This is a genomic window from Brevibacterium sp. OS20 (assembly GCF_056837565.1).
On sequence record NZ_CM166367.1, the window covers coordinates 292039 to 305105 of the forward strand.

A 13067-nucleotide genomic window follows, 5' to 3' on the forward strand; every position below is an offset into this window, starting at 1 on the left:
GGAGTTGGAAACGCAATGATCAAACTGACAACCGACAAGACGCGTCTGGCAGATTCGTTCGGACTAGATGCCCAGAAGAGCCTTCTGTTCTCTGCGATTCGCCTTGATTCGAGTCCTCTGGTTGCACCGATCATCGCCGACACGACCGACGGTGAAGTGCTGCTTGTTCGCCAGCAGGAGCAGGGAAACGCCCTGTCCGCCGGGGTACCGAAGGAGCGGATGAGATTCTATGCGCCGTGGGTGACGATCGATCCCCGAATTGTTGCCGATACACCAGCCTCAGCATCACTCTCGACATTGGTTGAGGAGCTCGCAGAAGGGGATCAGGTCGGTCTCGACTCCGGTGTTGTCATGAAGCACTACTCGACGTTGTCGAAGAGCCTCGATGTCGTCGCCGACAAGCAGCCGACTACTCCGGTGGTCGCCTATGAGATCGACACCGCAGCGGTTCTTGAGCGCTTCTCTCGCTGGCGTGTGCTCGGAGCGGAGACTGCGACGCGGCTCATCGACGACGTCGAACATCTTGACGGACTGGACAAGGAGATCCAGTCGCAGACCGACACACGCTATTCGGCGCTGCAGTCGATGGCGAAGGACCGCGGTCTCGACGCCGTCATCATCGCCGCTCCGCCGAACTTCAGCGAGGTCGTCGGAACTCAGCAGAGCGAAGATCAACTGGCGGTTTGGTCAACGCAGGACGAGAAACTCTACGTTCTCGCCCCGGAGACCGCGCACGGTGTGTCCGGCACTCCGATCGGCCGCTTCGCCGGACTTGGTGCGGCAGCTGTGGCACTGGCTCATGGCAATCAGATCGGCGTTGAGGAGGAGTGGATCGCAACCGGTCTGGCACTCGAACTCGAAGCCGAAGGCGCCGTCCTCAATGAGTTGTCGACCGCTCTCGGTCACTGGCGCGATATTCGTGACCACGAAGACCTCGGGTTCCAGATCGTTGCTGCCAGGTGCAGCGTCTTCGCCATCGAAGAGGCTCTGAAATGGGCGGAGGAGTCGTTGGCGGCGGGGCTTGAGTTCACCGAGCTCGACATCTACGCGCGCTATGTGGACAAGATCGTCGAATTTCGCACGGACAACGTGATTCCGTTTGCGATCGAACCGTACTTCACCAACTTGCACTCCTCGAACAGAATGCTGTTTCCCGGACCTCCCGTCGATTTCCCGATCAACGATGACACGAAGTGCATCCAACTCGACGCCGGTGTGCGGATCACCTTTGACGGGATCACTGTGGCGACCTCCGATATGGCACGGTCGCTTCCGCGTACCGATAGTGCCAAAGAGGCCTATGAGTTCTTCTTCGACGTGGTCCGTGAGGGAATCATCGGCCAGTTGCGTCCCGGAGTCGTGTGCGAGGATGTCCATCAGGGGACATTGGACTACTTGGCGCCCCACCTCGACAGGATGATCGAGATCGGCATGCTCGGTGCAGACGTGGATTTCAACACGGAATACCGGAAGCGCAATGTCGGGCACCTCATGGGCAAGCAGGAGTCATTCGCCAACGAGCTGCGTCCCGGCTACAAGCACGTCTTGGAGGTCGGTTCCTTCGGCGCCGCGGAGATCCCGTGGCGGTACGGCAATGTGGCGATCGGCACTGAGGACCTCTGGTTCATCGGGTCGGACCGTACCTATATTCTCTCCAAGCGCTGAGGCGGGACCTCTCCACTTCGATGTGTCTCACGCAGGACGCTCAACTCCTTACAGGTTGAACGGGGCGGACATTCCCACAAGGGAGTGTCCGCCCCGTTGCGTAGATTGAAACCAGCAGAAGAGTGAGATGCAGTTACCTTTTGGTCAGCAGGGAATTGAAAGCGGTCCGGTCGTTGAATCGACCGGACCGCTCTGCGTTTGTGCTGTCAGCTTGGCAGCTGATCAGCTGGGGCGGAGTTCACCTGGACTCTTGAGCTTGACCACGGCTTCGATCTCAACCGGTGAGTTCGCAGGGAGACGCGGGACTCCCAGAGCAGTGCGTGCATGACGGCCTACGTCTCCCAGAGCATCGACAAGGAGTTTGGATGCCCCTTCAGCGACGACGGGGTGCTTACTGAAGTCTGTCGGACTGGCCACATAGACGTTGAGTTTGGCGATGCCCTCGACATTGTCGAGGCCGAGGTTCGTCTCCAGCTGGGCAATGAGATTCACCGCGCACAGCTGAGCTGCCGCAATTCCGTCCTCTATGCTCAGATCCTCACCGACGACTCCCTGGACCGGTACTTCTCCGCCTTGTTTGGCAATCTGCCCGGACACGAAGGCCAACTGGCCGGCGACGGTCACCGTCTCGTAGCTGTAGCTGGCGGGATTGGCTTCGGGAAGGTCGAATCCGAGTTCATTGAGACGGTGGCGCACGCCGTCTGCGATGGATTTCGCCGAGACAGCTGCGTCGGTAGCGGCCGAGGCATCGCCACGCTGTGCTGCAGTGTATCGACCATCGAGCACCCGGGCGACCGCCCAAGGATTGGCGTCCTGGAGGACCGGATGAAGAATGGCCTGCGGGACGTTCTGGTAGGCGACCGGGCGGAGGAACCTGTCGATCGCAGTTGCACCCACCGAGGTGGTCTGCGGAGCTGACGTCGCTGGAAACGGTCCACCATGGATCATCGCATGGCCGACATCGACTCCTGTCGGCCAACCGTTGACGATGATCCGTCCGACGGTGAGTTCCAGCGCGCGCACAAGCGCGTCGGCCACCTCGGTGTCCTGTTCACCCATCTGCAGTGTCGCAGTCAGCTGTCCTTCGAGCTCTGCTACGACATGCTCCAGCTCATCAGTCGAGTGATAGCGCACGACGAGGGCAGCGGACCCGAAGATCTCATTCTGCAGTTCCTTGTTCGACGCGAAGTCCTGGATCGAGGTCGTGAACACGCGGGGCCCGGGCGCGTTGAGCGTCTCCCCATCCGCCCCCTGAGCCAGAGATGAGACGCCCGGCTGTGCTGAAAGCTGGTCGACTCCACTCTGCCAGGCTGCGGCTATGGAGGGAGTGAGCATCGTTTGACCCTTCGCCGCGTTGAATTCCTCAGCAATGCGAGCCGTCAGAGCATCTCCACGGTCGCCGTTGGGAACGAAGAGAATTCCAGGGGAGGTGCACAACTGACCGGAGGAACCGGTCACTGCTCCGAAAAAGCCTTGGGCCACCTCGGCGACGTCATCGGCAATGGCGCCTGGCAGGACGAACACGGGATTGATTGAACTCATCTCGGCATAGACAGGGATCGGTGTGGGTCGAGCCGCGGTGGCGGCCGACAATGCCAGTCCGGCAGCCCTGGAACCGGTGAATCCTACGGCCGTGATTCGCCGGTCCGTGGCTAGCTGCTGCCCGACCTCGGAGCCAGCCCCATAGACGAGTGAAAAGACGCCCGGGTGAAGCCCGCTGTCGCGAACGGCACGAGTGATGGCGGCACCGACCAGTTCGTTGGTCCCGGGGTGGGCATTATGGGCCTTGACGATGACCGGGCATCCGGCAGCAAGTGCGGAAGCGGTGTCACCGCCTGCGGTTGAGAAAGCAAGGGGAAAGTTGCTCGCGCCGAAGACAGCGACGGGGCCCAGAGGAACCTTGCGCTGACGAATATCGGGGCGCGGCAGCGGTGCGCGGTCCGGGAGCGCGGGATCAATGCGCACGCCGTGGGCGTCACCGAGCCGAACGACCGATGCGAACAGGCGCAGCTGGTTGGAGGTTCTGGTGATCTCGCCATTCAGGCGCCCCGCAGGAAGTCCGGTCTCCAGAACGGCCCGGTCGACGATGCGCCGCGCGTCAGACTCGATATTGGCTGCGATTCTCTCGAGAAAGGTTGCGCGGATCTCCGGCGAAGTGCCGCGGTACGAAGGGAACGCATCGTGGGCCTCGGCGATGGCTGCGGATACCTGCTCCTCGGTGAGCAGCGTGTATTCGGGATCTAAGGTCTCACCTGTCGCCGGATTGATTGCACGGCTGGTCTCCCCCTGTCCTGGCGTCTTCGTGCCGGCCACAATTGATGTGCCGGAAAGTGATGTGTCGACGTCCGAGTCGGTCGTCGCGGTAGTGAACTGCGTCGTCATAAGTGACCTCTATTCCTGATAGCGATGTCGGCGCCGACCGGCTCAAGCCGATCGGCGCCGATCTGTGGGTGGGGCTGTCTCAGCCGCGGATTCGTGGCGGACTGAACGTTCAGGCGACCGCGGACGCGGTGCGGTCGAGTCGGATGCCGGCAGCGGACATAACTTGTTCGAGATCCTGCAGGTCTGCCTCGGTGAGGTTCTGCAAGGGTGGCCGGACCGGCCCGCAGTCGCGGCCGATGACTTTGAGGCCGCCCTTGACGATGGAGACGCCGTAGCCGGCCACTCGTTCGCGGATCTTCGAGTAGGGCAGGACGAAGGAGTTGAGCTTCTCTGTCACGGCGGCGCGGTCCTGTTTGCGCACCGCATCGTAGAAGTCGAGGGCGAATTCGGGTGCGAAGTTGAACATGGCGGATGAGTAGGTGCTCATTCCGAGCTGCAGCAATGGCAGTGCATAGACTTCGGCGGTCGGAAGTCCGCCGAGGTAGAAGAGGCGGTCGCCGGTGCGGGCGTAGACCTTCGTCAGCTGCTCGATGTCGCCGAGGGCGTCCTTGAAGCCGATGAAATTCTCATGGGTGTCGGCGAGGCGTTCAACGGTCTCGGGCGAGTAGATCGCATTTGCCCGGTTGTAGACGATGACGCCGATCTTGGTTGCTTTGCAGATGGCGGATACGTGCTCGAAGAGGCCGTCTTGGCTGCATTCAGTGAGATAGGGAGGAAGGGCCAGAAGGCCCTCTGCTCCGGCTTCCTCGGCGTCGATCGCATTCTGCACGGCGTGTGCAGTGGCACCCCCTGCCGAAGCAAGGACCGGCACTTCAGTACGTGAATTTGAAACTGCCAAGCCCACGACTTGTTTCGCTTCCGGGGGAGTGAGGCTGAATCCCTCGCCGGTTCCGCCAGCGGCGAAGAGTCCTGCGACGTCGAAGCTCGACTGCCAGGTGATGTGGTCGGAATAGGCGTCGGCGTCGAGGGACAGGTCTGCGTTGAATGCTGTTGCGGGGAAGGAGAGGAGTCCGTCCTTGAGGTGGTCGGCAAGTTCTTGAGGTTGGTAATTGGCCACGGAATGACGTCCTTGTTAGTCGGGATAGTGATCCCACTGTAAGAACGAGGAATAATTCCTGTCCAAGATTATTTATATATGCATTGATGCCCAGAAGGTATTATCTTAATTCTCTGCGAATCAATGCGAGGACTTCCTTGAGTGCCGGGTTGCGGGACTCCGGATTCCAGATCGCATGAAGTTCGACGACATCGCGTGGAGCGTCGTGGAGCGGCACATATGTGACACCGTCGACGCCGAGGCGAGCAGCTGATTCCGAGACGACGGCGATGCCGCGACCAGCAGCGACGAGATTGACGATGGTCAGGATCTGGCTCAGCGAATGAGCCACCTCATTGGCTTCGACATCGATGTAGCGAACGGTGAGATCGTAGAAGTATCGAGCCCTCGTGGCATCGTGCATGAGCAGTCGCTGACCGGAGATCTCCTTTGTGTCCACAGAGTCACGTGCGGCGAACGCATGGTCCGAAGGGACTGCCAGTACGAGCTGCTCAGACAGGACCAGGGTCGCGTCGATGGTTTCGGGAATGCGGCCCACTCGCCCCAGGCCGATGTCGATCTTGCCCTCAGACAAGGCCTTGATCTGTTCTGCCGTAACCATCTCGGCGATCTCGACGCTTATGCCCGGCAGCTGTTCTGCCAGGGTCGAGACCAGACTGCCGAGGACGCCGAACGTCGAGACCGCAGTGCACCCGATGGTGATCTGACCCCAGGAGCCCTCGGCGATCTTCTGTGCTCGCCGCGGGGCACGCTCGACGGAGGCGAGCAGACCGTATGCCTCAGCGAGGAAGGCCTCACCTGCCGGCGTAAGTGTGACGGTGCGATTGTTGCGTTCGAAGAGGTGGACACCGATCGATTTCTCCAGCTTCTGGATCTGCCGGCTCAACGGTGGCTGGGTCATATTCAGCTCTTCAGCGGCGCGTCCGAAGTGAAGGTTTTCGGCCACCGCGATGAAGCCGGTGATCTGTGCCAAGGTGAACTGCATCGCTCGCTCGTTTTCTTTCGTGGGCCACGGCCTGTGCTGTTCAGCAGTGTATCGGGCGTGCGGCACCTCGCTTTCAGTTGTCGGCAACTCCCTCCGCGCTACCCGACGGCGGCCCAGATACCTCGCGCGAGGTATCTGGGCCGCCGACACGTAGTTCTGGGCGGGGCACGTTGAGTCCATCGCGACTAAGCTGGCAAACATGACCGATGCGGACAAGCAAGCCGGGCGCCAGAACCAACTTCTGGTGCTCGGGAAGATTTCTGCGATCCTCGACGCCTTCTCGCTGCGTGCTCCGGAACGGACGCTCACTGATATCCGCGACGCAACTGGCTTGCCGGCATCGACCGTCCAACGACTTGTCGCCAACCTCGTCGAGCAGGGGTTCCTCGAGAAGACCGAGGACAAGTACCGGATCGGCATGCGGATGGCCTTCTGGGCGGCCCCGGCCACGACTGGGCGGGATGAACACGATGTCGTCATCCCGGTGCTCAGGGAGCTGCGGGATCTTACTGGGGAATCGGCTGTGCTGTTCCGGCGGGAGGGCGACTACCGAGTGTGCATCGGCCTGGCCGAGACCCGGCATGCGCTGCGCCGGGAGCTGCATGTTGGGAAGATGATGCCCTTGCATGTCGGCTCGGCCTCACGGGTCCTGCTCGCATGGGATCCTGAAGCGATGGAGCAGCTGCTCGATGCCACGCTCGACCCGCTCACGGATGCGACGATCACCTCGCCGGACGAATTGCGTCAAGTGGTCGCGCAGACGAAAGCTGACGGGTTCGCCATCACCATTGGCGAACGCGAATCGGGCGCATCGGGACTCTCGGCGCCGGTCTTCGATGCCAGAGCGAGGATCACCTCGGCGGTCTCCATCAACGGTCCTGTCTTTCGGATGCCCCGCGAGGTCTGCGAGGAATGGATCGAACCTGTCGTCGACGCGGCCGAACGGATCACTCGGCTCCTCGGCGGACGCTTCCCCGGCGAGGCCGCGGAATCCTGATCGTCGGCCGCGGATATTCCGCAGTCCGAATGCACCGGTTCGTCTGCGACCTCTATTGGCCAATCCTTCGCAATCAGGTCGTAGGGATCACCCAGGGAAAGGCCTCCGCCTTGGAGCGGGCGCCCTGTGCAGCCTTTGATCGCGGTTCTTCACCGAGTTCAGTGGTGATCGATTCCGAAAGCTCGACGAGGTCGGCGAACGTCCCCGGCGTCAGCCATTCAGGACGAGTGGCGAAGAGCAAGTCCTCGCTCGAAGTATTGCCGCTGGCACCCGGAGCAAACGGGCATCCGCCGAGTCCGCCGAGAGCTCCATCGAGGACTGCGGCACCGGCAGAAGCGGCCACGAGACTGTTGGCGACTCCCAAACCCCATGTGTCGTGGCCGTGGAAGACGACCCGGCGGTCTCTGTTCGTCTCGGCTGCGGCAGCGATGAGCGACGACACCTGGGCCGGCACGGCCTGACCCAGTGTGTCGCAGATGACGATGTCGTCGGCGTCGATCGCGCGCGGATCGCGGGCAATGGCCAGTACCCGTTGCGGGTCGACTTCGCCGTCGAACGGGCAGGTGAACGACGTCGCCAGGCACAGTTGGATGCGTCCGCCCGCGGACCTGACGATGTCGAAGCTCTCGGGGAAGGCAGACATGCTGGTCTCCGTGTCGCGGCCGATGTTTGCCTTGTTGTGAGCGTCGGACACGGACAGACAGTACTGGATGTTGGTGATGCCGGCGTCGACGGCCCGTCGGACCTGACCGGGAGTGGCCACCCAGATCCAGCAGTGGGCGAGTTCGTCCTCGGTGAGCGCCTCGACGACTTCGAGCGTGTTGGCCATCGGCGGTACGAGGTCGGGGCGGGCCATGGAACCGAGCTCGATCTCCTCGACGCCGGCGGAGATGAGAGCTCTGACGACGGCAACCTTGCGTTCGGTGCTCAGCAGCTTTCCCGTGAGCTGGAGCCCGTCGCGCAATGTGACGTCGCGGAGGATGGGAGTTGTGGAAGCGGCGGTCAAGGGAACTCCTTCAGTCCTTCTTCGTGGCCATGCGGATGTCGGCGGTGCTCATTCCAAGGCGGTCGCCGAGGATCTCCTCAGTGTGCGCGCCGAGGTCGGGCCCGAGCGTACGGATCGGCAGAGACCTCTCGCCGATCACAGGGACGATTCCAGGGAATCCCACCTCGGTGAGCGTCTCCTCGCCGGTCGACACCTCGCGGTACTGAATCATGTCGCGCGCGATGAATTGGGGCTCGTTGACGATGTCCGCGGCTGTGTGGATGGCTCCGGCCGGGACGCCGGCGGCATCGAGAGTGTTGAGTGCTTCGGACACGGTGCGGGTGAGGGTCCACGCTCCGATTGCGGCGTCGAGGTCGTCCCGGCGGTTCCACCGTCCAGCGTTGGTCTGAAGGTCGGGGTCCTCGGCGAGATCCGGCCGGTCGATGGCTTCCATATACCGTTTGAAGATTCCGTCTCCATTGCCCGCGACGACGATGGAGCCGCCGTCGCCGCACAGATAAGCGTTCGATGGGGCGATGCCCTCCATCCGTCCGCCGGTGCGCTCGCGTTCAGTTCCATAGGCGCTGTAGTCAGGGACGAGGGATTCGAGCATGGAGAACATCGCCTCGTGCAATGCGACGTCGACCATCCGGTTGGGTGCGGCTGAGCGGCTGGCGGGTTCCGCATCGGACGTCTGGTCCGGTCCAGTGGTGGCGTGGTGTTGTGCATCGCGGAGTGCGAGGCGTTGGAATAGGGAAATGGCGGTGCCGAAAGCGGCGTAGAGTCCGGCAATAGAGTCGCCGATTGAGACTCCGACCCGGACCGGAGCGCGGTCGGGGTCGCCGACGAGGTTGCGGAATCCGCTGAAGGCCTCGGCGACGGCGGCGAAGCCCGGGCGCTCGGCGAGCGGACCGGTCTGTCCGAAGGCAGAAATGCGCGTGATGATGATGTCCGGATTGACCGCGTGCAGGACGTCAGGTCCGATCCCCCAACGCTCAAGCGTGCCCGGACGGAAGTTCTCGAGAAGGACATCGGAGTCGCGGACGAGATCGAGGATCGCCTGGCGGCCGATTTCCGAGCGAAGGTCAAGTTCCACGGACTTCTTGTTGCGATTTATCGTCCGGTAGAGCATGGACACACTGCCCTTCTGCAGCCGCCAATTGCGCAGTTCGTCCCCGGTGTGCGGGCGCTCGATCTTGATCACTTCGGCGCCGAAGTCCGCGAGGAGGCGCCCAGTGGTGGGAGCGGCAATGTAGTTGCCGAGTTCGATGACACGCACACCTTCCAGGGGAAGTGGCGCCTCGGATTGTGAAGTGGTCGTCAGGAGCGTGGGCATGTCCCAGGGAGTGGGGGCGGCAGCAGTCAAGGGGGATCCTTTCGGTGGTTCAGATGAACAGGCTCAGGGCCAGGACGCAGATGAGGGCGACGACGGAAGCGATGGAGAGTGAGACGGTGACGGTCTTCAGGGCTCCGCGGACTGTCTGGCCGAGGAGGGTCTGCAGCAGCCAGAAGGTATTCGAGGTGACGTGGATGATGAACAGTGAACCGGCGCCGGCAGCGAGGGCGATGAGCACAGGGTCGAGTCCGATGCTCGGTGCCACGGGAGCGAGGAGCCCGGCGGCGGTGATCGCCGAGAGAGTGACGGAGCCGACGGCCACGTGGAGGATTGCGGCGATGCCCCAGACGACGAGGAGAGGAGCCACGGTGCTCGCAGAGAAGACCTCTCCGAGAATGTCGCCCATGCCGGCTTCGGTGACCACAGCGGCCAGGGAGCCGCCGACGCCGGTGAGGAGAAGGATTTGGCCGCTCTCCCGGAAGCCGCTGGTGACGGCATCTTCGATGCCTTCGCGTCCGATGCAGAAGTGCGCAACGACCATAGTTCCGAGGAGCCCGATGAGCAGAGCGATGTTGGGTTCGCCGAAGAAGAGGGCCCAGCCGGGCGTGAATCCGGCGATGTCGGCCACAGCGCCACCGGCGATGAAGAACAGGGCCAGCAGCAACGGACCGAAGAGCAACCACAGTGGTGGTTGATGGGTTGACGTCGACTCGGCCGTCGCGGTCATGACGGCACCGCCTTCATCGGCGGGACGGGAAGGGTCATCAGGCTGTGACGATGTCCTGGCGGCACCTGATGATGCACTAGCCGAAGAGCGGGCTCCTGCGGTGGACGTCCCAGCCGCAGAACCGGCGGTTGAGGTCGCCTCCGCCAGTTCCTTCTCGACTTCTTGTTCGTCTCGTTCCTCCTTCCACCAGCCCCGGCGGAAGAGGAATGAGGTGATGAAGATGGTGAGGAGAACGGTGGGCACGACGACGAGCAGACCGAAGACGAGCATCTTGCCCAGGGGGACGCCGAGGAGTCCGGCGAGGGCGAGTGCGCCGACGCCGGGGACGGTGAAGACGATGCCGCACTCTAGACCGACGGCCATTGCGACGGCCATCTTCGGAGTTCCGAAGCGACCGATCCTGTGTCCGACGCGTTTGGCCAACGGTGCAGTGATGACGAGAAGGACATCGACGAAGATCGACTGCAACACAGTTCCGACCGCCGTCCCCAGCGCATAGGGGATGCCGCGGGAGCCGAAAATGCGGAGCAGCCCATCGACGAGGCGGGAAATCGCTCCGGTGGCGTTGAGGATCGATCCCATCAGGATGCCGAAGGCGATGAGAAGTCCGAGGTCGACCATGATGTCGCCGAAACCCTTGGTGATCGTCTCGACGGTCTTCTCCACTCCCATCCTTGTGATGAGGCCGAGGTAGAGCGAACCGATGACGAGGGAAACGACTGGATTGACCTTGAAGCGCACGATCAATACAACAGTGGCGACAACCGCGATGGCTGTATTGACGATGATGGCGACGTCGGACATCAACACTCCTATGTGTGTGTGCGTGAGTCATTGCTGACTCACGATATGAGTGCAAACTCACAATGTCAATATTGCGGGAGACCGCTGGAGCGTCGATCCATTAGAGGAGACCCCGGGTCGCCATGCAGTACCTGGTCCCCGGCTGGACCTTCGACGAAAAGTAGCCCTGCCTAGTCCGCTAATTGCTACCCGACGGCGGCCCAGATACCTCGCGCGAGGTATCTGGGCCGCCGTCACGTAGTAATTAGAGAGACTATTGTGCGGAGGGCTTTGGTCGGGGACGCGAACTCCTGCGGCAGGTCCCTCAAGGGGATCGGGCCGCCTAGGATGTCCTCCCACGGCAATGTCACGCCGTCGGCTGCCAAGAAGTCCACGGCCTCGGCCAGGTGGTGAGGTTCGAAATTGTGGACTCCGGTGATCGTGCGCCATCCGCGCACCATCTGCTCGGGATCGATCGACACCTGCGGCCCCGGCGTCACGCTGCCGGCGAGGACCACAACGCCCCCGACGCCCAACGACGAAATGCAGGAGCGCACCCCCGCCTCGGCGCCCGAGAGCTCGAGCGCGACGTCGACATCGGCGATCGCCACACCTGGCTCCACGGACCGAGCAGCCCCCGCCCGGTCGGCCAGAGAGCGGCGGTCCGGATGGGGATCGGCGGCGATGACCTCGGCAGCACCGCGGGCCAGAGCTGCCCCGACAGCGGTCAACCCGAGCATCCCGATTCCATTGACGAACACCCGTCGTCCCCGCAGGTCACCGGCTGCTTCACACATCGCCATGACGGTGGCCACGGCGCATCCCGCAGTCGCCGCCACCCCATCGGGCAGCGAATCCGGCACCGGGACCACGGCCACCCCGGCCGGCAGGTGGATATGGCTGGCGTAGGTGCCCGACAGTGCCCAATCCGACTCGGCCGATTCGTGGCCGACCTTGCGCACCGAGGTGCATTTCGCGCTCAGCCCGCGTCGACAGTTCCGGCACTGACCGCACACCGAGGTGACCGAGAAGACCACGCGCGTGCCGACGGGCACATCCCCACGCGTCTCCTCGACGATGCCGACACCCTCGTGGCCGAGCACCGAGGGGCACGCCCCCGGACGACATCCGCTGACGGTGTGCCGATCGGACCCGCACACCGTCGCCGCAGTCAGCCGGATGAGGCTCTCGCCCGGTGCCAGCCGCGGCCGGTCGAACGTGCGGAGCTCGAATTCCGATCCTCCGGTCCACACCTGGGCAAACGGCTGAGCGCTCGCGCGGACACGATCGGCCGCCTCGGTGCCGGTCATCGTCGAATCGGCTGCGGTCGCTGTCGAATGAACCTGAACCGTCACTTCGCGACCACCGCGGTTTCCTGCTCGGCGAGGACCGCGGGCAGGTCCGCCACGGAATCGAGGACGAGGTGCGCGCCTTCGGCCGCGAAATCCTCCCGACTCAGGTGCCCGGTGAGAACGCCCACGGCTGTGACCTCGGCGTTGAGCGCCGATTCGATATCCGCCGAGGTGTCTCCCACACTGACGACGGCAGCGCGGTCGGTGACTCCGACCGTGTCCATGACCTTGTTGATCAGGTCCGGCGCCGGACGGCCGGCGGGCACCTCGTCACCGGTGACCGCGACGTCGAAGGTCTCTCCCGGCGCCCAGCCCATGGTGGAGAAGATGAGGTCGGCGATCTCGCGGGAGAACCCGGTGGTCAGGCCCACCTTGATCCCACGCTCACGCAGGGTCGACAGGGCCTCCTCGATTCCGGGCAGCGGACGCGGAGGATTCTTGGTGTAGGTCTCGCGCAGCTCGGCACGGAACCAATGCCAAGCCCGCTCGTGGACCTCCTCGGTGACCTCGATTCCGCCGAGGCGAAGCAGATTCTCGATCGCCCAGTGCTTCTCCGTGCCCATCCACTTCTGGAAGACCTCATCGGAGTAGTCCGCGCCCTCCCTTTCGGTGGCCTCGCGCAACACGCGGTAGACCTCGTCACGTTCGTCGATGGTGGTTCCGGCCATGTCGAAGACGGCAAGTTCAGTCATGTCGATTCTCTTTCTCTTGACGGTGTCGCCCACGCGAGTTCGTGGGCTCTGCTTCGCCCGCTTGATCGGCGGACGGAAATTTCGGTGGGCAGGTGGACTTGATTGC

At 63.0% G+C, this 13067-nt stretch carries 10 protein-coding genes; 2 read left to right on the plus strand and 8 right to left on the minus strand.

From position 1 onward, the window contains the following. The first annotated feature begins 15 nt into the window (after positions 1–15). The gene (locus ACVZTU_RS01335; RefSeq protein WP_482401173.1) at positions 16–1665 is read left to right on the plus strand and encodes a M24 family metallopeptidase; all 1650 of its coding nucleotides are present in this window, start codon (positions 16–18) and stop codon (positions 1663–1665) included. A gap of 222 nt (positions 1666–1887) precedes the next feature. On the opposite strand, the gene ACVZTU_RS01340 is transcribed toward ACVZTU_RS01335, so the two are convergent. From ACVZTU_RS01340 to ACVZTU_RS01350, 3 genes are all read right to left on the minus strand, one after another. Next, positions 1888–4047, minus strand: coding sequence for an aldehyde dehydrogenase family protein (locus tag ACVZTU_RS01340; RefSeq protein WP_482401174.1), 2160 nt, complete (start codon positions 4045–4047; stop codon positions 1888–1890). 109 nt (positions 4048–4156) lie between these two features. Next, positions 4157–5104 (minus strand): 5-dehydro-4-deoxyglucarate dehydratase, encoded by a 948-nt coding sequence (gene kdgD, locus ACVZTU_RS01345; RefSeq protein WP_139467845.1) that lies wholly within the window; start codon positions 5102–5104, stop codon positions 4157–4159. 100 nt (positions 5105–5204) lie between these two features. Then, the gene (locus ACVZTU_RS01350) at positions 5205–6089 is read right to left on the minus strand and encodes a LysR family transcriptional regulator (RefSeq protein WP_410709537.1); all 885 of its coding nucleotides are present in this window, start codon (positions 6087–6089) and stop codon (positions 5205–5207) included. Positions 6090–6288: 199 nt separating this feature from the next. Between ACVZTU_RS01350 and ACVZTU_RS01355 the strand changes: the two genes are divergently transcribed. Continuing rightward, positions 6289–7086, plus strand: coding sequence for an IclR family transcriptional regulator (locus tag ACVZTU_RS01355; RefSeq protein ID WP_139467847.1), 798 nt, complete (start codon positions 6289–6291; stop codon positions 7084–7086). A 73-nt stretch (positions 7087–7159) separates the two neighbouring features. Here the strand turns inward: ACVZTU_RS01355 and ACVZTU_RS01360 are convergent, their stop codons facing one another. From ACVZTU_RS01360 to ACVZTU_RS01380, 5 genes are all read right to left on the minus strand, one after another. Next, positions 7160–8092 carry a beta/alpha barrel domain-containing protein gene (locus tag ACVZTU_RS01360; RefSeq protein WP_139467848.1) on the minus strand — a complete coding sequence of 311 codons (933 nt, stop codon included), beginning with the start codon at positions 8090–8092 and terminating at the stop codon, positions 7160–7162. 10 nt (positions 8093–8102) lie between these two features. Next, the gene (locus tag ACVZTU_RS01365) at positions 8103–9407 is read right to left on the minus strand and encodes a CaiB/BaiF CoA transferase family protein (RefSeq protein ID WP_172172835.1); all 1305 of its coding nucleotides are present in this window, start codon (positions 9405–9407) and stop codon (positions 8103–8105) included. 49 nt (positions 9408–9456) lie between these two features. Next, positions 9457–10938: a GntP family permease gene (locus ACVZTU_RS01370; protein ID WP_482401175.1), complete on the minus strand. Its 1482-nt coding sequence runs from the start codon at positions 10936–10938 to the stop codon at positions 9457–9459. A gap of 233 nt (positions 10939–11171) precedes the next feature. Then, on the minus strand, positions 11172–12272 hold the full coding sequence (locus ACVZTU_RS01375; protein WP_482401176.1) for an alcohol dehydrogenase catalytic domain-containing protein: 1101 nt from the start codon (positions 12270–12272) through the stop codon (positions 11172–11174). Continuing rightward, a complete protein-coding gene (locus ACVZTU_RS01380; RefSeq protein ID WP_482401177.1) occupies positions 12269–12961 on the minus strand; it encodes a phosphonatase-like hydrolase in 693 nt (230 codons plus the stop codon). The genes ACVZTU_RS01375 and ACVZTU_RS01380 overlap by 4 nt, the downstream gene beginning before the upstream one ends. Between the last annotated feature and the right edge of the window lie 106 nt (positions 12962–13067).